The organism is Streptomyces subrutilus (assembly GCF_001746425.1).
Lineage (GTDB): Bacteria > Actinomycetota > Actinomycetes > Streptomycetales > Streptomycetaceae > Streptomyces > Streptomyces subrutilus_A.
Window position 1 is genome coordinate 3,222,312 of the sequence record NZ_MEHK01000001.1, and the last position, 19,559, is coordinate 3,241,870.

Sequence of the window (19,559 nt, forward strand, 5' to 3'; positions counted from 1 at the left end):
GGGCACGTGGTGGCGGTGCGGCCCGTGCGCGGCTACTTCTGCAGGCGCCGCACGGTCAGGACGCAGTGCGCGCTGCCGGTGAGCACTTCCTCGTCGCCCGCGAACGCCTGGAGGGTCGGCGCGTCCACCGGCCGGCCGGGGACCGCCTCGGGCCAGGCGCGCGTGGCGAACAGGAAATAGGCCTGCCCGCTCTCGTTCGCCGCGGCGACCCACTCGTCGGGGGCGGTGCACTGGGCGTTCATCCCCGGCAGGGTCAGCGCGATCTGGTTGCCCTCCAGCAGGATCTGCACGGGAAAGGCGGCCGGATTGCGGGTGCCGTCCATGACGACGTCGCCGATGGGCAGGCCGATCTCCTCCAGCAGCCCGCGGGCCGCCGTCTCGCCGGCCTCCGGGCCGCCCGGGCCGTCCCCGAGGGTGTAGGCGAGGAGGTACGGGATGTCGTGCGCCTCGGAGGGGTCGCCGATCCAGGCGAGCACCGAAAGGGTGCCGAGCTGGGACCGGTCGATTTCGGCTTGAATAGAAGTCATGCGCCGCACCCTAGTGGTCTGCCGCCCACCCCTTTCACGGCCTTTCACCCGGGCGGGTTAGACCACCCAGAATCCCCCTCCGGAATTCGCGCGGATGTTCGCGTCCTCGTACTGGAGCCGCTCGACGCGCGCGTTTTCCGGGATTTCGAACACGGCCCATCCCTCGGCCCGCTCACCGACCGCGAGGTAATCGAAGACGAGGGATTTGCCTGTGGTCAGCTCACCCGTGGGCACCACCGGGTGGCGCCGGCCCGCGCTGTCGTGCGCCCACATGCGCCCGAGCGCCCCGTACGAGGCCCCGCCCACGTTGACGAACGACATCGAGGCGGCCACCCAGCGGTTGCCCGCCGCCGGGGCGAAGTTCGCCTCCACGCTGACCGCGGGGTCCACGTACGCGCTCAGCACCGCCTCCAGGTGCCGGCCGACCTGCCGGCCGTGCACCCGTACGGCTTCACCCACACGGGCATCCTTCACCCCGGTCCGCACGGCCGCCCCCCCGGCGCCCGGCGCCGCGTCGTCCACCACGACGGCGGGCACCGCGCCGGGGGCCAGCGCGGCCCCCTCGGGCGCGCTCTGGCAGGCCGTGGCGCCGCACACCAGCAACGGGAGGAGAACGGCGGCCAGCCGCGGGAGGCGGACGGCGGGGCGGAGCCGGACGCGGGCGGCGGCTGGAAGGGCGGACTGACGCATGCGGGGGATCCCTTCGGGGACGTATTTCGGTCAGTCTCACGCTCCGGATCGGGGAATTGCACACCGACACGAGTGCGCCCGGCGGGCCTGTGCGGCGAGTTGCCCGCCGACTGCCAGCACAATGCGTTCCGGCGGAATACCCGCCGCCCGCATCCACCGGAGGAATCATGGGTATTCACGGAACCCGCACGGCCCTTGCAGCACTGTCGGCGCTGGCCGCCACGGCGCTATTCACCGCCCCCGCCGAAGCCACTTCTTTCGACCAGGGGATTTCCGTACAGCCGTACGGTCATGTCTCCGAGGACGGTACGGTCACCCTTTCCGGCACCTACCACTGCACGAACCCGTCGCCCGCGGGAGCGAGGCTCCAGATCGCGGCGGCCGTCGTCCAGGACGGCACGCGGCTCGCCTTCGGCGGCGGCGAGGCGAAGTGCGACGGACAGGAGCACGAGTGGCAGGCCACCGGCTCGCTGAAGTTCACCCCGGCCGTGCACCCGGGCCCGGCGCGCGCCGAGGCCCAGCTCAACGAGATCCACTTCTCGGGCCTGATGCCGCGCTCGATCGACACGGTCGCGGAGGACCGCCAGGAGATCACCCTGGTCGCCCACCGCTGAGACGGCTGCTCCGGCCCGGGGCGCGCCCGGCCGGTAGCCGCCGCTACCGGCACTCGGGCGCGACGTCCGTCATCGACATGAACGCCACCGACTGGCACTCGGGGTCCGCGTGCGGCCGCCCCGTCGTCCAGTCCACGACCGTCGGTACTCCGGCGGCCAGCAGGAGCAGGGCCAGGATGCCCGTCGCGGCGCCTCTGCTCAGTCTGCGCACAGCACGATCCGTTCCATATCGCGCATCATCGCCCCGCCCCGCACGTCCCACAACTCGGGGTGACCATCCGCTCACCCCGCGCTCCGGGAGCTGCCCGCGACGTCGAACTCGCACCACACCGCCTTGCCGTCGCCGCGGGACTCCACACCCCAGTGCGTGGCCAGCGCGTCCACCAGCAGCAGCCCGCGGCCCGTGGTGGCCGCCTCGCCCGGGGTGCGCCGGCGCGGCCACACGCTGGACCGGTCCTTGACCCACAGCCGGATCCGCCGGACCGGCTCGGGCAGCACCTCCATCGTCAGCACCGCTCCGCCGTCGGTGTGCAGCAGGGCGTTGACCAGCAGTTCCCCGGCGGCCAGTTCCACGTCGTCGGCGAGGTCCGGCATGCCCCAGTCGCGCAGCGCCTGGCGCAGGGCATAGCGGGCCTCCGAGAGCCCTTCCGGGTCGGCCTGGTGGATGTACTGGTGGATGCGCGGGGCCCGGTGGGTGCCTGGGTCCGGGGCCCGGCGCAGCACCAGCAGGGCCACGTCGTCCCCGGAGCCCCAGCGCTCCCAGAGCCGGTCCGAGAGGTGGTCGGCGAGGGCACCGGCCTCCTGCGGGCCGCTGCTGACGGCGTGGGCGAGGGCCGCCATCCCCTGGGTGATGTCGGTGCCCGGCTCCTCCACCAGGCCGTCCGTGCACAGCACGAGCGTCTCCCCGGGCACCAGGTCGAGCCGGGTCTCGGGGAACTCCTCCCGCGCGAAGGCCGAGGCCAGCCCGAGCGGCAGGCCGCCGCGCACGTTGGGCCAGCCCGTCCGGCCGTCGGTGTGCCGGATCAGCGGGCCGATGTGGCCCGCGCGCACGGCGCGTACGCCGCCCGTCTCCAGGTCCACCTGGGCGTACATGCAGGTCGCGAAGCGCTCGGTGTCCAGTTCGGCGAGGAAGCGCGAGGCCCGCGCCAGCACGGTGGACGGCGGGTGCCCCTCGCCCGCGTACGCCCGCAGCGCGATCCGCAGCTGGCCCATGATGGCCGCCGCGTGCGTGTCGTGGCCCTGTACGTCGCCCACCACGATGCCGACCCGGTCGCGGGGCAGGGCGATCACGTCGTACCAGTCCCCGCCGACCTCGCGCCCGCTCCAGGCGGCGTGGTAGCGGACCGCGATCTCCCCGCCGGTGATCTCCGGGATCCGCCGCGGCAGCATGGCGGCCTGGAGTCCGGTGGCGAACTCCCGCTCCTGGTCGAAGAGGAGCGCGCGCTGGAGGGACTGGGCGACGATGCCCGCGAGGCCGAGGCACAGGTTGCGCTCCTCGGGGCTGAACTCGGTGCGCCGCCGGTAGAAGAGGACCAGCCCCCCGATGGCCTGGGCCTGGGCGATCAGCGGCAGGTAGGCGGCGGCGTCGAAGCGGATCCGGCTGAGGTAGTCGCTGAGCAGCGGGAACTCCTCGCCGAGCGCGCTGAGCGAGGTGGCGAAACGTGCCTGCCTGCTGAGCACCGCCTGCGAGAGCGGCAGCGAACCGTCCAGCCGGGTGAACCGCCGCTCGCCGAGGATCTCCAGCGACTCCCCGCTCAGGGCGATGATCTTCATGGTGCCGCCCTCGACCAGCCCCAGGGCCAGGCCGTCGGCGCCGAGCCGCTCCAGCGCGCCCGCCCCGGTCAGCGCGGCCGTGACGTCGTCGACCGTCACCGCCCGCGACAGGGCCTCGGTGGTCCGCTGGACGATGGTCGTCTGCTGGGCGCGGGCCGTCTCCAGTTTGCGCAGCATGGTGGCCTGGGCCAGCTCCGCCGTCGCGTCCCGGACGATCCCCACGATCCGCCGCGGGTGGCCGCCCCCGTCCCGCAGCACCCGGCCCTGGGTGTGCGTCCACTGGTCGCGGCCGTCGCGCCGCTGCACCGTGAAGTAGGCCCCGTACGAGTCCCCGCCGCTCTCCAGCACCGCGGCCACGGTCTCGGCCAGCCGGGCGCCGTCCTCCGGGGGGATCCGCAGCCCGAGCCCCTCCGGGGTGCCGTCGAACCGGCCCAGCTCCAGGTCGAAGACGTCCATCCCGGCCTCGTCCAGGGCGAGCGAGCCGGCGTCCAGGTCCCACTCGAAACTTCCCATGCCGTTCAGCGCGAGCCGCTCCCCCGGGCCGGTCTGGGGAGACCGGCGGGTCTGCTCGGGACGGTCGCGCTCCGCCGCTGCCACGAGACACACACCACCTAACGGCCGGGCCAGCACGGCTGGGAGATGAGCCGCTCCCACTCCTCGTCAGGATGCCCCGGAAGGGTGCGCCCGGCCTCCCGCCAGCGCGTGAGGAGGGAGAGGTAGATCGGGGGCTGGGCGGGGTGGGACGCCGTCGCGTACGGGCCGCGGTCGTACCCGGCGGCCCGGGTCGTGGCGGGCTGTTCGGCACGACTGCCGGGAATCCTTACCCAGCCACGGCCCTGTGCTCGCTCCGCGCTCATGGCGGACCCCTCTCACCGCGTGTCGCTCCGCGGGTGTCACCGCAGATGCGTTGTGGGACGCCCGGCCGCGGCCCGGGAACACCGGGCCTCGCCGGCGGAGCCCGGCAGCGGGCCCCGTGCGCCGAGCCGTTTGCGGACTCCTCTCACCAGTCTCCCCGCCGTGAAGCCCGCACCGTGCACGAATCGCATGGAAGGGCCGAATGAGGGAGCCGTCAACAGCCCGGCGAAGAACAGTCCGGGCCACGAGGACTCGAAGCCCGGGCTCAGCTCCGGCGTCCCGCTGCCCCCGACCCTCTCCAGCGCGGCCCGCAGCCCCGCGTCGAGCAGCTCCAGCCGGGCCAGGTCCGGGGTGAACCCGGTGGCCGCGATGACGTGCGCGGTGTCCAGGACCACGGACTCCCCGGACCCGGCGATCAGGCCGAGCCGGGTCCGGTCGCCCGCCGCGACCGCCCGGTGCAGGCGGTGGCCGAGCAGGACGGGCACCCGCCGCTCGAAGCGCTCCCGCAGCCACCAGGCGCCGGCCGGGCCCAGGGCGGTCGCGGCGATCCGCTCCCGGGTGGCGGCGGGCAGCCGCCGCACCGCCCAGGGCAGCTCCGACCACGCCCAGCCGCGCCAGCCGGTGCCCAGCCCGCTGTGCGGATCGCGCAGGGCGCGCAGCGGGGGGCGGCTCAGGGGCTGCGGCACCGCGTTCCAGTTCAGCCGGGCGCGCCGGGCGACCAGGCAGGGCCGGGCGCCCTGCTCGGCCAGCAGGGCGGCGGTCTCCAGGGCCGCCTGCCCGGCCCCGAGCACGGCGACCTCGAGCCCGGCGAAGCGGGTCAGGTCCCGGTGTGCGCTGCTGTGCGAGTAGTGGCCCGGCGGCAGTTCGCGCAGCGTCCGCGGATGGTGGGCGAACGGCATCACCCCGACGGCGAGGGCGACCGTACGGGTGAGCAGCGGCGGTCCCTCGGCGGTGTGCACGAGGAAGCCGTCTCCCTGCGGGGTCACCTCCGTGACGGTCACCTCCTCCACCGCGGGCGCGGCCTGGCGGGCGAACCACATCCCGTAGTCGCCGAACGTGCCGATCGGCAGCGGAGTGCCGTGTTCCGCGACCAGTCCCCGGGTGGCGCAGTACTCGGCCAGGGTGTGCCGGCCGCCCGGCGCGGACAGGTTTGAGGACCAGGGCTCCGACTTCAGGTACATGCCCTCGGGCATGTGGTCGCGCCAGGAGGCCATCGGCCGCCCCAGGAGCCGTACATCGAGTCCCGCACCCGCCGCGTGCGCGGCGATCGACAGCCCGTACGGGCCCGCGCCGACCACCACGAGATCGTCCATCCGGGTCACGGCCTTCCTTCCACTGTCGTGCTCAACGGGTCAACGGCCCGTCCGGTCTCATCGGGTCACCAGCTCGTCCGGCGCCGCCGGTGCCTCCGGCGGCGCGGGCCGGGAGAGCGGGGCGGACCCGGGCTGGTCCCGACCCCGCTGGCGGGGCGCCCGGACCGCCGCCAGGGCCGTGCGCCGGCCCTGGGCGGGCACCCCGCGCAGGACGCGCGCCCCCTTGCCGAACCCGCGCCCGAGGAAGGCGGCGAGCATGCCCACGAACGGCATCAGGTCGTCGCCGGCGAACCAGGCCGCCTCCACCCGCCCCCGGTCCCGGCCCGCCGGCCGCCCGGGCCAGACCACCGGGTCCCGGCCCGGACCGGTCCGCCGGCCCGCGGCGTCCGGTCGGGCGGGATCCGCGGCTCGCGCCGCCGGGCCCGGCGCACGGCGGCGCGGCAGGTATCCGCCGCGCACCGCCGCCAGCAGCGCGTAGTTCTCGGCGACGAACACCCGGCCCGGCCCGCCCACGGGCTCCGGGACCCGCTGGCCCGTCAGGTCCAGGTACATCGCCTGTACGACGTCCAGCCCGGCGGTGTCCGTGAACAGCCGGAACTGGGCGCCGGGCCGGGGGTTGAAGTCCACCAGCCGGAAGGTGCCCCGCTCGTCCCGGCGGAAGTCCAGGTCCAGGATCCCCTGGTAGCCGAGGCGTTCGGCGAGCCGCAGCCCCGCCTCCTCCACGGCGGGATCCGGCAGCCAGCGGCCCACCGCCGTCAGCCCGGTCCGCACCGGCCACGACAGCTCCTTGCGGCCCGATCCCGCCAGCAGCGGGCGCCCGCCCCGGGCGAAGGCCCCGTGGAAGAACCAGTCGGTGTCCGGCCCGGCCGGCAGGAACCGCTGGAGCAGCAGCCTGCTCCCGGCCTCGGCGGAGCGCTCGTACAGCCGCCGCGCCTCGGCGGCGGTGTGCACCAGCGTGGTGCTGCGCAGCCCGTCGGCCCCGGCCGGCAGCAGCCAGGGCCTGCTCCACTTGGCGACCACCGGCAGGCCGAGCCGCCAGGCGGCCTCCGCCGCCTCGCCGCCGCTCGCCGGGACGACGGTCTGCGGGTGCGGCACGTCCCAGCGCGCGCAGAGCCCCGCCAGCTCGGCCTTGTCGGCCACCCGGGCGGGCAGGTTGTCGGGCTGATGGGGCATCCGGAAACGGTCCGTCAGCACCGGCCCGATCCGGGACACCGTGATCGCGCTCAGATCGTCCATGGCGATCAGCACCGCCGGCCGGCCGATCCGCTCCGACACCCCGGTCAGGCACTCCAGCAGCGTCTCGGGCGCCTCCGGGTCCAGCCCGCCGGCCGGCCCGGCATGCACGGCGCGCACATAGCGCGAACGCCCCATGGGACCTCCCCCGGCCTCGACGACGGCATGGACCTCCACGCCTTTGCGGCCAAGGGATCTGACGGCGCCGAGGGTTCCGTGGTGGAACGGATTGCGGTCGAGTCTGAGCAGAACGGCGGGCACATGGTTGAGATAGGCGTGCATGGCAGCGGTGTCTTTCACCTAGTCGGACCAAGCGGGGATGGTGCGCACCTGCGAATGGCCTACGGCAACGGCACCGAACAGGCCATTCGTCAGATCTGATGCCTAACGTCTTTGGTAAGCACACCGATTCAGGAAAGCTCGGGAGACGCCATGCCCAGACCACGCCGCCGACTGGCGAGCACCTGCATCGGTACGGTCACGGCCGGGCTGCTGGCCACCGGGGCCTCGCTCGCGGAACCCGACGAGGACCGGTACCCGGGCTCGGACGTCGCCATGGGCGCCTATCTCGACTTCGGGCCGCCCGGCGTGGCTCGGATCCCGCACCTGTCGAACTGGCTGGGCGGCAAGGAGATCCGGGTCGGGCACACCTACCTGCCCGGCGACCGGTGGGCCGGCATCGAGGGCAACGTCGGCTTCCTGGAGGACTGGGCGCGGTGGCGCAAGGCCGGGGACGACCGGCTGTTCGTCCTCAACGTCCCCATGCAGGAGCGCAACGAGGGCCGGGTGCCCGACCGCCAGGTGGCGCGGCTGATCAGGGCGGGCGCGGAGGGCCAGTTCGACCGGCACTTCCGGCGGCTCGCCGAGCGGCTGGTGGCGCTGGGCGTGCCGGACACGGTGATCGTGCTCGGCTGGGAGATGAACGGCATCACCTACACCCACCGGTGCGCGCCGGACCCGGAGAACTGGAAGGTCTACTGGAAGCGCATCGTCACCGCGATGCGCTCCGTGCCCGGACAGGAGTTCAAGTTCGACTTCGCGCCGAACCGGGGCAAGGACGCGATCGGCTGGACCGAGTGCTACCCCGGCGACGACGTGGTCGACATCATCGGCATGGACTCCTACGACCAGGGGCCGGGCCGGACCTTCGACGAGCAGATCTCCCAGCCGTACGGGCTCCAGCGGCAGGTCGACTTCGCGGCGGCACACGGCAAGGCGATCTCGTACCCCGAGTGGGGGCTGTTCCGGCGCGGGGACAATCCGGAGTACGTGCGGCGCATGCTGCGGTGGATCGAGCAGCACAAGCCGCTCTACCACACCATCACCGACTACTGCCCGCACGGCGTGTGGCAGTGCAAGCAGAACCCGCGGTCCACGGCGGTCTTCCGCGAGGCGCTGAGCCTGCCGGAGCCCGGCCCGGTCGTCCCGACCCCGGTGGTTCCCACGCCCGTGGTCCCCACCCCGGTGGTCCCGACCCCGGTGGTCCCGACCCCGGTGGTCCCGACCCCGGTGGTCCCGACCCCGGTGGTCCCGACGCCCTCCGTGCCCTCGCCGGCCGTACCGACCCCGGCCGTACCCACACCGGCCCCGACCCCACAGGTGCCGACCCCACAGGTGCCGACCCCGCAGGTCCCCACCCCGGCCGTGCCGACCCCCGAGGTCCCCACGCCCGAGGTCCCCACGCCCCCCGCAGCCCCGACGCCGCAGGTCCCGACGCCCGCACCCTCGCAGGCCCCGACGCCCGAGGTGCCCCGCCCCTCGCCCGTCACCCCGGCCCCCGTGACCCCGGCCCCGGTGACCCCGAGCCCGCTCGTCCCCACGCCCGAGGTCCCGCTCCCGGTGACCCCGAGCCCGCTGGTCCCGACCCCCGAGGTCCCCGAGCCCACGCCCACGCCCACACCCGTGCCCTCGCCGGCCGTCCCGGCGCCGCAGAGCCCCGCACCCTCCGGAACCCCGGCCCCGACCCCGACCCCGCCGGCCCCCACCCCGGTGCCGCTGCCGGAACCGGCGAAGCCGCCGCTCAACTCCAAGGAGTGGTGCGTCCCGCTCAACTTCGGCGAGTGGCTCTCCAAGCTGGTCGGCAAGCAGTCGGTCTGCGTCAAGATCGACCTGGGCGAGGGCTCCGGCTTCTGGCCCTTCTAGACGGGTCATCGCACCCGCAGTTCGTTGAGCCGCGCCCGCCACTCCCTGGCGGCCGGCAGCGCCTCCCGCAGCGCGTCCACCACCCGCTCGCGCCCCGTGACCTGCGACTCGTGCAGCCGCAGCAGGGGCGCGAGCGCGCTGGTGGCCAGCAGGAACCGCTGGTTGACCACGGTCTCGGGCCGCCAGTGGTTCTTGTACGGCTCGTTCCCGCGCAGGAAGCTCACCACCGGGCGGCCCTCGGCGAGTGCCCGCCCGGCCTCGTGGCGCAGCAGCAGCGTCGCCACGTCCACCTTGCGCGCGCGCAGTTCCGGATCGGCGCCGTACAGGTAGCCGCCGCTCAGCCCGGCCGACAGTAGCGTGACGTTGGCCGCGACCACCTTGCCGTCCAGCCGGAACTCCGTCAGCCGCCCCTCCCCCGCCCGCACCATCCGCCGGGTGGCCCGGGTCAGGTGCTCCGCGAACCGGGGCCGCAGGTGCTCGGGGGTCACCCCGCGGCCGCGCCACTGCTTCTCGTGGAGCCCCAGCAGGTTCCGTACGGCACGGGGCACCTCCTCCTCGCCGACCTCGTGCTCCTCGATCCCGGCCGCGTCGGTCTTGCGGAGCTTGGCCCGGACCCGCTGGGCGCCGGAGGCCGGCATCCGCTTGACCAGCTCGTCGAACGGCAGCGCCGGCAGCTCCATGCAGGTGGAGTCGGTGAGCCGGGACGCGACCCCGGGCCAGTACTTGCACAGCGCCTCGGCCGCGGCCCCGGGGCGGACCTCGCGCAGGTCGACGACCGCGCCCCGGGCGGCCCGGTGCAGCCCGTGGGCCAGCGCCGGGACCACCTGGTCGGCGTGCTCGGCGGACACGAGCACGTCGAAGTAGTCGGTGATGGGACCGCCGAGCGGCACCAGCAGCGGCAGCGGCCGGTGTACGAGCATCAGCGCGGCCGCGCCGACCAGCTCCTCGCCGCGCCGCACGAGGACGATCCGCAGCCGGCCGTCCTTCCCGTACGACAGCCACCAGGAGTGCAGCCAGGCGTGGCTCTGGAAGGGGGTCGCGGTGGGACAGGCGCGGACGAGCCGGTTCCACGGCTGTTCCAGCGCGGCGAACTGCCGGGGGTCGCGGCACAGCGTCACCGACAGGGCGGCGGCGGAGCCCGAACTCATCGCACGGACTCCTTCTCCTTGGTCTCGGCGTGCTCACCCTGCGCGGGGAGCGAGGGGTACTCCTCGGCGGCCGGCTGCTCCTGCTCCGCCCGCACCCCCGCATCCGCCCGCTCCCGCGCCTGCTCCCGGTCCCTGCGCCGGGCCGGGCGGGCCAGCAGCCACAGCCCGCCGAGCAGACCGCCGGCGCACAGCCCGACGGCGCCGCTGATCGCGGCGGAGGGGGAGGCGGGGTCGGTGGGGGCCACGGCCTGGTTGAACAGCAGCAGCTGCACGCCGGTGTTCTTGGCCGCCTGATTGCTGCTCAGGGACAGGGCGTCGGCGACGGCGTTGGCGATGTCGGCGGCCTCGGCGGGGCTCTCGGAGGTACCCGTGATCGCGATCATCGGGGACTCGGGCGAGGTCTCGGCCCGCACCTGGGTCCGCAGCTGGCGGGCCGCGATGCCCGCGCGGGGCTGGGCGTAGGCGAGCGTGGAGCTGCTGGTGGCGATCCGGGCGTAGGCCTGGGCGAAGCCGAGTGCGGTGGCCGGCTCGGTGGTGTCGTCGGGCACGGCGACGACATAGCTGGTGGCGGCGTACTCGGGCGCCTTGAGCACCCCGTACGCCCCGCCCGCGGCCAGCCCCAGCAGGGCGCACGCGGGCAGCGGCCACCACGCGGGAGGCGGTACCAGCCGGCGCCGGAGCCGCCTCTTGCCAGACCGGTGGTCGGACCTCTTCTCGGTCCTCTTCTCGGACTTCTTCTGGTCGGCGCTGTCGGCCATGAGCGTGGTCACTTCCTGGGTGGAGGGGAGGAACGTTCGGCAGCGGTCTGCCGGCTTCGCTACCGCCGGGCCCTCTCGGCCCCGTCGGTGTTCGAGGCGCTGGGTTCCGGGGGCTGCGCCTGCGGCAGCGGTACGGTCCCCGCGCGCGGCACGGGGGAAGGCGGCGCGGCCGTGCCCGGGGCGGCCGACAGCGCGAGGTCGTAGACGTCCAGCAACTGCCGCGCACTGCGGGCGATGTCGTAGCGGCGGACCACGGGCGGCGGCGGCAGCCGGCGGACTCCCGCCTCCATGTGGCCGCGCAGCGCCGCGATCAGCTCGTCCGTGCCGGTGCCGATGCGCCGGGCGCCCGGGGCCTGCGCGGCGGGCAGGTCGTCGATGGCCGGGCAGGTGACGTGCAGCACCGGCAGCCCGGCGGCCAGCGCCTCGACCACGGCCAGCCCGAAGGCCTCCTCCCGCGACGGCGAGACGAAGACGTCCATGGCGGCCAGCAGCGCCGGGATCCCCGGGGTGCGGCCGTCCGCGCTGTCGCCCAGCGGGTCCCGCTCCCCCAGCAGGTGGATCCGGCCCTGCGCGCCCAACTCGGCGGCGAGCAGCCGCAGCGCCGCCCGCTCGGGCCCGTCCCCGGCGAGCAGCAGGTGCGCCCCCGGCAGCGCGGCCACGGCCCGCACCAGGACGTCGAACCGCTTGCCCGGCACCAGCCGGCCGACCCCGCCCACCACGAAGGCCCGCTCCGGCAGCCCGGTCCGGGCCCGGGTGGAGCGCCGTACGCCCTCGTCGAAGCGGAAGCGGATCGACTCGATCCCGTTGGGTACGACGTGCACCCGCGCGGCCGGCACCCCCCACCCTTCCAGCCGGGCGGCCACGGTGTCCGAGACGGCCACGGTCGCGGACCCCAGGCGCTCGCTGGCCAGGTACAGGGCGCGCACCCCGCCCGACAGCGGCCGGCCCTCGATCTCGTCCTCGCCGAGGGAGTGCTCGGTGGCCACGGTCGCCCCGGCGCCGGCGATCCGGGCCGCGAGGCGCCCGTACACGCAGGCCCGGTACAGGTGGGTGTGCACGAGGTCGTACTCGCCGCGCCGGATGAACTTCACCAGCCGCGGCAGCGCCCCCAGGTCCCGGTTGCCCCGCATGCCCAGGTGCACGACCCGCACCCCGTCGGACCGCAGCCCCTCGGCGACCGGCCCGGGGTTGGTCAGCGTCAGGACGTCGCAGTGCATCGGCATGTGCCGCAGCAGCAGCCGCAGCTGCTGCTCGGCGCCGCCGACCCCGAGCCCGGTGATGATGTGCAGGGCCTTCACGGGAGGACCACCCGCCGCAGCTCGCGGACCTGGTGGCGCACCTGCTTGACGCGCAGCCGCGCGCCCGCGTCGGCCTGGCTGACGTGCGTACGGGGCAGGGCGTGCGGGCCGGCCAGCCGGCCGGGGTCGATGGCGCAGGCGTAGCCGTACCCGGCGGCCCGGGTGGCGGCGACGACCCGGGCGTCGAGGTGCCCGTACGGGTAGCAGAACCCCTCGGGCAGGGTTCCGGTCAGCTCGCGCAGCAGGTCGCGGCTGCCCCGCAGCTCCTGCTGGAGCACGTCGTCGCCGGCCGCGGTGAGGTCCTGGTGCAGCAGCCCGTGCGAGCCGATCTCCTGTCCGGCCGCCGCGACCTCGCGGATGCCCTCGGCGGTGAGCAGGGACTTGCGCGGCCCGAGCGGGTCCCACACGTTGTCCACGCCCAGCCGCCCGGGCAGCACGAACAGGGTGGCGGTGCAGTCGTGGCGGCCCAGCAGCGGGAGCGCGTGGGTCAGGAAGTCGGTGTAGCCGTCGTCGAAGGTCAGCCCGACCAGTCCGGCCGCGCGGCCGGCGGCACGGGCCCGGAGCAGTTCGCCGACCGACACCCCGCGCAGCCCGCGGGAGCGCAGCCACAGCAGCTGGGCCTCCAGGGCGCGGGGGGTGACGGTGATCCCGTACGGGTCCTCCGCGGGGTCGGTGAACTCGGCGACGGAGTGGTACATCAGGACCCACGGCGATGCGGTCCGGCGGGCGGGGACCACCACGGCGGCGGCCGCCGTGTCGGTGTCAGCGGACATTGCGGAACCTCTGCGTGAACTGGGAGGTGAACCGGTCGATCTGACCGGGCAGGGCGGTGACTTCGAGGGCGCGTATGGCGGTGCCGGTGGCCCCGAACATGGCCGGGACCAGCAGGCAGCCGAGGGCGGCGCTGAGCAGCGGGTCGGGAATCATGGGCCCGGCGATCCAGCCCGTGGCGCAGGCGGCGGCCGCGGACACCGCGAGCCGCCCGATGCTGACGGCGACCCGGCCGCGCTGGATGGGGACGATCCGGGAGCCGAGGCCGGTGAGCAGCAGGACGGCGGTGGTGGAGATGCCGGCCGCGTTGGCGGCGGCGATGCCGTAGGTGCCCCACCAGCCGACGGCGAAGGCCCCGGCCACGATGTTGACGAGCAGTCCGGCACCCATCGCGAGCGCCGGGAACCAGGTGGGCCGGGCGGTCGAGAAGAAGGGCCGGGACAGCGCCCCGACGAGGCAGTGGCCGAGCAGTCCCAGTCCGTAGACCCGCATGACGGAGGCGGTGGCGAGGGTGTCCTGGTGGGTGAAGGCGCCGCGTTCGAAGAGGACCTGGATGATCTGCGGCGCGTAGCCGATGACGAGCGCGGTGCCCATCAGCACGGCGAGGCAGGCCAGGGCCAGGTCCTGCTCCACACGCCGCCGGGCCTTCTCCCGCTCCCCGCCGGCCATCGCCTGGGCGACGACGGGGAAGGTGACGGTGCAGATCATCAGGGAGAGCACCATCGGCATCTGCGCGACCTTCTGCGCGTAGTTGAGGTGCGAGATCGCCCCGGGCGGGAGGGATGCGGCCAGGAACCGCTCGACGAGCACCTGGGACTGCCGGAACACGGCGAAGAAGATCACCGGAGCGATGACCCCGAAGGCGATGAGGGTGGGGCGGTCGCGGTCGCGCTGGCTGCGGGGGGCGCCCTTGGCCCGGGGCGGGCCGAAGCCCACGTTCCGGATGAAGGCGGGGAGTTGGACGAGGACCATCAGCAGTCCGCCGGCGGCGACTCCGGCGGCGGCGGCGCGCACCCCCCACAGGGTGTGCAGCGCGACCATGGTGCCGATGATGCCGACGTTGTACGAGACGTAGATCGCGGCGGGCGGTACGAAGGACCGGTGGGCCCTGAGCGCCGCGCTGAAGTATCCGGCGAGGCCGAAGGAGACGACGGTGAGCGCCGTCAGCCGGGTGCACTCGACCGCGAGTTCCGGATCGGGCAGGCCGGGTGCGAGGACGGCGACGACGAGCGGCGCGGCCACGACGAGCACGGAGGCCACCGCGGCCAGCATCACGAGGAGCCGTGGCAGCGTCGCCCCGACGAGCAGCCGTACGGGGTCCTGGGCGCGGGCCGCCATCCGGGTGAGCCCGGCCCGGCTGGCCGACCGCCGGGCCAGGGCGTGGCTGAAGGCGGGCACCATCAGCAGGGCCATGGCGTCCTCGATGAGCAGCGTGGAGGCCATCTCGGGCACGGTCCAGGCGATCAGGAAGGAGTCGCTGTCGTGCCCGGCTCCGAAGAGGTGCGCGATGGTCTGGTCCCGCACCAGCCCGAACACGGCCCCGGCGGCGGTCAGCCCGGCGGTGACGGCGGCGGCCTTGGCGAGGAACCGCCCGAGCGCCGGCCCGTTCCCGCCCGGGGCCGCGGGGCCGGACTCCCGGGCTCCGCCCGCACCCCGCGCTTGGGCCCGACCCGCTCCGGCCCGCGCCTCGCCGGCGGATCCGCGCGGCGCCCCTCCGCTGCCGCCAGGGGCCGCGGGCGCGGCGGGGCCCGCACCGGCCCGACCCGCACCGGCCCCGCCCGGCGCGCCACCGCCGGCATACGCCGCCACCCGCACCCGCCGCCGCCCGGCGGCGGCCCCGGGCACCGCCCCGGCGATGAACCCGGGATCCCGCGCGGCCACCGCGCCCTCCTCGCCCACAGCCCCCGCGACCCCCCGCCCGGGCGGCGCCGGCCCCGGCGAAGCGGCGGCCCCGGTCGGCGGCACGCCCGCGTTCGGCACGGAACCCCCGGCGACCGGCGCGGCGCCGGGAGCGGGCGGGCCCTGCGGACGGCCTGGCGGAACCGGCCCCGGAACCGGCCCCGGCGAGGTGGCGGAGCCCGCCGGGGGCGGCGTCGGACCGGGGCCGGGCGGGGTCGGGAGGCCGCCGGGCAGGACCGGGTCCCGGGGCCGGCCGGGGGCGGGGTCCGGCGACGGGGCGGGTTCGGTGCCCGGGACACGGGTGGGGCCCGCCCCGGCCGGAGGGCCGGAGGCGGGCCGCCGCGGCGTCGTGTCGGTCACCGGCCGCTCGAACCCTCGGGGGCCGGGCCCCGGACACCCGTATCGGAGGCGGCGGCGGACCACGCCGGCCCGCCCCGCCGGGAGGCGCCCGGACCCCCGCCCTCCCCGCAGGGAAGCGCCCACCAGGCGGCGAGGCCGATGATCACCCCCGTCAGGACGGTGGAGGGGCCGCCGATGTCGGCGTACAGGAAGTCGGTCAGCTGCCACACCAACAGCCCGGTCGCGATCAGCCCGCAGTCCCGGATCCGCCGGGCGTCGCCGCAGGCGAGCCGCCGGGCCCCCGCCACCAGCAGGGCCGCCCAGCCGCCCGCCAGGGCGACCAGTCCGATCAGCCCCTGCTCGCTCAGGATGAGCAGGTACATGTTGTGCGGGGAGAGCAGCGGCTGGCGGATGTACCCCTGGCCCGCGCCGGCGGTGTCGCTGCCGGAGGAGAGGCCCAGCGAGGCGTGCCCGTCCCGGTGGGCGGGGAAGCCCTTCAGCCCCACCCCCACCGCCGGCCGCTCCCGCCACATCGACTCCGCGGCGGCCCACATCGTGTAGCGGTCGGTCACCGACTGGTCGGGGGCGCTGGAGACCTGCGTGATGGAGGTCAGCCGCTCCCCGACCATCTCCGAGCCGACCCCGAGCCCGCCCACCAGGACCACCCCGGCGGCGCCCAGCGCGACCAGCACCTTCAGCGCCCGCCGGATCCCGGCCAGCAGCATCACCAGCACGGCCGCGCCCAGCGTGGCGATCCAGGCGCCCCGGCTGAAGGACAGCACCAGCGGCAGCACCAGGACCAGCGCGCAGCCCCCGGCGATCCGCCGGACCCGCCCCGGCAGCCCCGGCGCGAGCGCCGCGGCGCTCGCCACGACCAGCCCGTACGCCACCACCGTGGCCATGCCCATGACGTCACCGGGACCGAAGGTCCCCACGGCCCGGATGTCCTCGCCCTGGTAGGAGGCTCCGGTGCGGGTCGCGTACTGCACGACCCCCACCGCACCCTGCACCAGCGCCAGGACCACGAAGCACCCGGCGGCGATCCGGAACTCCCCGGCGTCGCGCACCAGCAGCACCACCGCCGCCGGGACCAGCACGAAGACCTGGAGGTAGCGCACGAAGCCCGGCAGGGCCGCGTACGGGTCCCCGGCGGTCACCGTCGCGACGGCGAGCCCGACGGCGGGCATCCCGAGCACGAGCACGCCCAGCGGGGTCAGCCCCCGCACCCGCCCGCGCAGCGCCTGCACGGCGCAGACGAGGACCAGCAGCAGCGAGGCCGCGTCGGCCGGGCCGACCTTCCCGGAGGCGGTCGCGTCCCCGGCCGGGAGCGGGGCCAGCAGGAACAGCACCGTCGCGGCGAGCGGCAGCAGCGGCCAGTGCCGCCGCAGCAGCGCCGGACCGCCGGGGCGGTGGGCGCGCCCCACGCCGTTCAGGGAGACCGCAAGGCTCATCAGCTGCCCCCCAGCCGGAAGCGGAAGAAGGAGGCGGCGGTGCGGGCCAGGATCCACAGGTCCTGCCACAGCGACCAGGTGTCGATGTAGTGGTTGTCGAACCGGGCCCGGTCCTCGATGGAGGTGTCCCCGCGCAGGCCGTTGATCTGGGCCAGTCCGGTGATGCCGACGGGCATCCGGTGCCGGGCCTCGTAGCCGGGGTGGACGGTGGAGAACTTGGCGACGAAGAACGGCCGTTCGGGGCGCGGCCCGACCAGGCTCATGTCCCCCCGCACGACGTTCCACAGCTGCGGCAGCTCGTCCAGCGAGGACTTGCGCAGGAAGGAGCCGACCGGGCTCATCCGCCGGTCGCCCGCGACCGTCCAGCGGGTGGCGGACTCGTGCGCGTCGGCGCGCAGCGTACGGAACTTCAGCAGGGTGAACGGGCGCCCGTACAGGCCGACCCGCTCCTGCCGGAAGATCACCCCCGGCCCGTCGCACAGCCGTACGGCGAGCGCGCAGGCGGCCATCACGGGCGCGGCGGCCACCAGCGCGACCAGCGCGAGGACGGCGTCGAGGCCCCGCTTGACCCAGCGTTCCAGCGCCCTCGCGGGTCGGGGCAGCAGGGGCTGGACGGCGTACCCCCACAGCTGGTCGGCGGGGTCCGCCACCCGCATCCCGGTGACCTTGGCGGTGCCGGCCTGGTCGGCGAGCCAGAGCCGGCAGCCGTGGTCGTGGAAGAGGCGGACCAGGGAGGCGGTGCGCTCGTCGGCCTCGGGCGGACGGGTGAACACGGCGTGCCGCACGGAGTTCTGGATGACCGCGCGCCGGATGTCCTCGTGGGTGGCGAGCACCGGCAGCGTGCCGGTGTCGCCCTCGGCGGGGCCTGTCCCGGTGTCGGCGAGCCCGACCGGGCGCAGCCCGTACTCGGGGCGCCCGTGCAGGGCCGCGGCGACCGCGGCCGCTCCGCCGCCGGGTCCGACCACGAGGGCGGAGGCGGGCCGCCGGACGCGGTTGCGGCGGCGGAACTGGTTGACGGCCCCGCGTCCCGCGCACGCCAGTACGGCCTGCAGGCACACGGCCGCGAGCAGCGCGCTCCAGCCGAGGGCACGGGCGGGCTCCACCGCGGCGACGACCGTGGCCGCGCCGCACCACAGGACGGCGGACCGTCCGGCCAGCGCGGGCAGTTCGAGGAGGGCGGAGGGCGCGAGCCGCGGCCGGTAGAGCCCGGCCTGTGCGTGCAGCGCGGCGAGCAGGACGGCGAGCGGCGCGGCCGCGGCGACCGGCAGGGCCGCCGCGGGCAGGGCGGTCGCGGACAGCGCCGTCACGGTGAGTACGGCGGCCAGTGCGTCGGCGGTGAGCAGCGGGAGTACCCCGTCCCGGCGGCGGACCCGCTGGGGGCGTAGGGCGGAACGGGCCTGGCCGGCCCGGGGCCCGCGCGGCGGGTGGATGGCTGTCGCGGCACGGCGTGCTGTTCTGCTCGGCGCCGGCGCCACGGCACTGCCGGCGGGCCCCGTGCCGCCCGGCCCGGTGTGCCGGGCGGGTGCGCTGTCCATCGTCATCGGCTGATGCGCTCCTGGTTCAAGGGCCGGGGCCTGCCCAGCAGTTCGTGGTACAGGCCGGTGACCGCGTCCGTGGTCCGCCGCACGTCGAAGTCGCTCCGGGCGTGCTGCCGGGCCTGCTCTCCGAGTTCGGCGAGCAGCCGCGGTGCGGCCAGCAGCCGTCCCAGGGCCTTGGCCAGCGCCGTCGGGTTCTCCGGCGGCACCAGGCAGAGCCGTCCCTGGCCGGGCGGCAGGCTCTCCCGGGCACCGCTGACGTCGGAGACCAGGACCGGGCGGCCGCAGGCCATGGCTTCGAGCGGGGCGAGCGCCATGCCTTCCCACCGCGACGGCAGTACAACGAGATCGGCGGCCCGAAGCCACGGTCGGATGTCCGGGGCGGCGCCCGCGAAGAGCACTCCGGAGGGGGCGGTACGGCGCAGCCGTTCGGTGTCGGGGCCGTCGCCGACGAGGGCGAGGCGGGCGCCGGGGACGGTGCCGAGCAGCTCCGGCCAGGCCCGCAGCAGGATGTCCTGTCCCTTCTGCGGGCAGAGCCGGCCGACGCAGACGGCGAGCGGTCCCCCGTCTGCCAGGCCGCGCCGGAAGGCGGCGGGCAGCGGCAGCCCGGCGCGGGCCTCGGCCTTGTCCGTGTCGGGGTCCGGGCCGCCGGGCCTGAAGTGGTCGAGGTCCACGCCGTTGCGGACGACCGACCAGCGGGCGGTGATCCCCTCGGCCTCGCCCGCCCGGCGCTCGGCCTCGCTGACGCAGAGCACCCGGTCGGCCCACCGGGCCCCGTACCTCTCCCAGCGCAGGGCGAGGGCGCCGGTGGCCCCGCCGACGGCGTCGAAGGACCAGGCGTGCGGCTGGAAGACGGTGGGGACGGCGCCGCGGGCGGCGAGCCGCCCGGCCAGCCCGGCCTTGGCGCTGTGGGCGTGCAGGACGTCGGGCCGGACGCGGCGCAGCAGCCGCCGGGCGCCGAGCACTTCGGCGGGCAGGCCGGGCCCGGGAGCCCGCCCGGCGCGCCAGGTGAGCACCTCGGCACCGGCGTCCCGGGCGGCTTCGGCGAGCGTTCCGCCGCGCGGGCAGCCGACGACGGCGCGCAGGCCCGCGGCGCTCTGGGCGCGCACGAGGTCGGTGACGACCCGTGCGACTCCGCCGTCTACGGGCTGGGCCAGGTGGAGGACGGTCGTGGGCTGTTCCGCCCGTGGCTGTGTGGGCACGTGGAGTGGTC

18 protein-coding genes are annotated in these 19,559 nt (G+C 75.7%); 3 read left to right on the forward strand and 15 right to left on the reverse strand.

Going from position 1 to position 19,559, the window contains the following annotated elements; translation table 11 throughout:
• Positions 1 to 32: 32 nt before the first annotated feature.
• Both BGK67_RS15445 and BGK67_RS15450 read right to left on the reverse strand, forming a co-directional pair.
• On the reverse strand, positions 33 to 527 hold the full coding sequence (locus tag BGK67_RS15445) for a DUF5949 family protein (protein WP_069920634.1): 495 nt from the start codon (positions 525 to 527) through the stop codon (positions 33 to 35).
• Positions 528 to 584: 57 nt separating this feature from the next.
• On the reverse strand, positions 585 to 1,217 hold the full coding sequence (locus BGK67_RS15450; protein ID WP_069920635.1) for a DUF4352 domain-containing protein: 633 nt from the start codon (positions 1,215 to 1,217) through the stop codon (positions 585 to 587).
• 167 nt (positions 1,218 to 1,384) lie between these two features.
• Between BGK67_RS15450 and BGK67_RS15455 the strand changes: the two genes are divergently transcribed.
• Positions 1,385 to 1,831 (forward strand): DUF6299 family protein, encoded by a 447-nt coding sequence (locus tag BGK67_RS15455; RefSeq protein ID WP_069920636.1) that lies wholly within the window; start codon positions 1,385 to 1,387, stop codon positions 1,829 to 1,831.
• Between the two features lie 43 nt (positions 1,832 to 1,874).
• Here the strand turns inward: BGK67_RS15455 and BGK67_RS38880 are convergent, their stop codons facing one another.
• From BGK67_RS38880 to BGK67_RS15475, 5 genes are all read right to left on the reverse strand, one after another.
• Positions 1,875 to 2,042, reverse strand: coding sequence for a hypothetical protein (locus BGK67_RS38880; RefSeq protein ID WP_167739574.1), 168 nt, complete (start codon positions 2,040 to 2,042; stop codon positions 1,875 to 1,877).
• Between the two features lie 71 nt (positions 2,043 to 2,113).
• Positions 2,114 to 4,201: a SpoIIE family protein phosphatase gene (locus BGK67_RS15460; protein ID WP_208948703.1), complete on the reverse strand. Its 2,088-nt coding sequence runs from the start codon at positions 4,199 to 4,201 to the stop codon at positions 2,114 to 2,116.
• Positions 4,202 to 4,215: 14 nt separating this feature from the next.
• A complete protein-coding gene (locus tag BGK67_RS15465) occupies positions 4,216 to 4,461 on the reverse strand; it encodes a hypothetical protein (protein ID WP_069920638.1) in 246 nt (81 codons plus the stop codon).
• Positions 4,462 to 4,497: 36 nt separating this feature from the next.
• A complete protein-coding gene (locus tag BGK67_RS15470; protein WP_069923884.1) occupies positions 4,498 to 5,772 on the reverse strand; it encodes an NAD(P)-binding domain-containing protein in 1,275 nt (424 codons plus the stop codon).
• 57 nt (positions 5,773 to 5,829) lie between these two features.
• Positions 5,830 to 7,143 carry a carboxylate--amine ligase gene (locus tag BGK67_RS15475; protein ID WP_244291220.1) on the reverse strand — a complete coding sequence of 438 codons (1,314 nt, stop codon included), beginning with the start codon at positions 7,141 to 7,143 and terminating at the stop codon, positions 5,830 to 5,832.
• A 27-nt stretch (positions 7,144 to 7,170) separates the two neighbouring features.
• Here BGK67_RS15475 and BGK67_RS40030 point away from each other — a divergent pair, with 27 nt between their 5' ends.
• Complete coding sequence (locus BGK67_RS40030; protein ID WP_244291221.1) at positions 7,171 to 7,386, forward strand: hypothetical protein; 216 nt, start codon at positions 7,171 to 7,173, stop codon at positions 7,384 to 7,386.
• A 51-nt stretch (positions 7,387 to 7,437) separates the two neighbouring features.
• A complete protein-coding gene (locus BGK67_RS15480; protein ID WP_069920640.1) occupies positions 7,438 to 9,147 on the forward strand; it encodes a glycoside hydrolase family 26 protein in 1,710 nt (569 codons plus the stop codon).
• A gap of 5 nt (positions 9,148 to 9,152) precedes the next feature.
• On the opposite strand, the gene BGK67_RS15485 is transcribed toward BGK67_RS15480, so the two are convergent.
• From BGK67_RS15485 to BGK67_RS15520, 8 genes are all read right to left on the reverse strand, one after another.
• Entirely contained in the window at positions 9,153 to 10,295 is a 1,143-nt protein-coding gene (locus tag BGK67_RS15485) for a GNAT family N-acetyltransferase (protein WP_069920641.1), read from the reverse strand.
• A complete protein-coding gene (locus BGK67_RS39445; protein WP_069923885.1) occupies positions 10,292 to 11,053 on the reverse strand; it encodes a YveK family protein in 762 nt (253 codons plus the stop codon). Before BGK67_RS39445 ends, BGK67_RS15485 begins: the two co-directional genes overlap by 4 nt.
• Before the next feature lie 59 nt (positions 11,054 to 11,112).
• Positions 11,113 to 12,351, reverse strand: a complete 1,239-nt coding sequence (locus BGK67_RS15495) for a glycosyltransferase (RefSeq protein ID WP_069920642.1) — start codon at positions 12,349 to 12,351, stop codon at positions 11,113 to 11,115.
• Complete coding sequence (locus tag BGK67_RS15500; RefSeq protein ID WP_069920643.1) at positions 12,348 to 13,124, reverse strand: polysaccharide deacetylase family protein; 777 nt, start codon at positions 13,122 to 13,124, stop codon at positions 12,348 to 12,350. Before BGK67_RS15500 ends, BGK67_RS15495 begins: the two co-directional genes overlap by 4 nt.
• Positions 13,114 to 15,003: a murein biosynthesis integral membrane protein MurJ gene (gene murJ / locus BGK67_RS15505; protein ID WP_244291223.1), complete on the reverse strand. Its 1,890-nt coding sequence runs from the start codon at positions 15,001 to 15,003 to the stop codon at positions 13,114 to 13,116. Before murJ ends, BGK67_RS15500 begins: the two co-directional genes overlap by 11 nt.
• Before the next feature lie 374 nt (positions 15,004 to 15,377).
• Positions 15,378 to 16,811: an O-antigen ligase family protein gene (locus BGK67_RS15510; protein ID WP_432215454.1), complete on the reverse strand. Its 1,434-nt coding sequence runs from the start codon at positions 16,809 to 16,811 to the stop codon at positions 15,378 to 15,380.
• On the reverse strand, positions 16,811 to 18,352 hold the full coding sequence (locus tag BGK67_RS15515) for an exopolysaccharide biosynthesis polyprenyl glycosylphosphotransferase (RefSeq protein WP_079154202.1): 1,542 nt from the start codon (positions 18,350 to 18,352) through the stop codon (positions 16,811 to 16,813). The genes BGK67_RS15510 and BGK67_RS15515 overlap by 1 nt, the downstream gene beginning before the upstream one ends.
• Positions 18,349 to 19,548 (reverse strand): glycosyltransferase, encoded by a 1,200-nt coding sequence (locus tag BGK67_RS15520; protein WP_069920644.1) that lies wholly within the window; start codon positions 19,546 to 19,548, stop codon positions 18,349 to 18,351. The genes BGK67_RS15515 and BGK67_RS15520 overlap by 4 nt, the downstream gene beginning before the upstream one ends.
• Between the last annotated feature and the right edge of the window lie 11 nt (positions 19,549 to 19,559).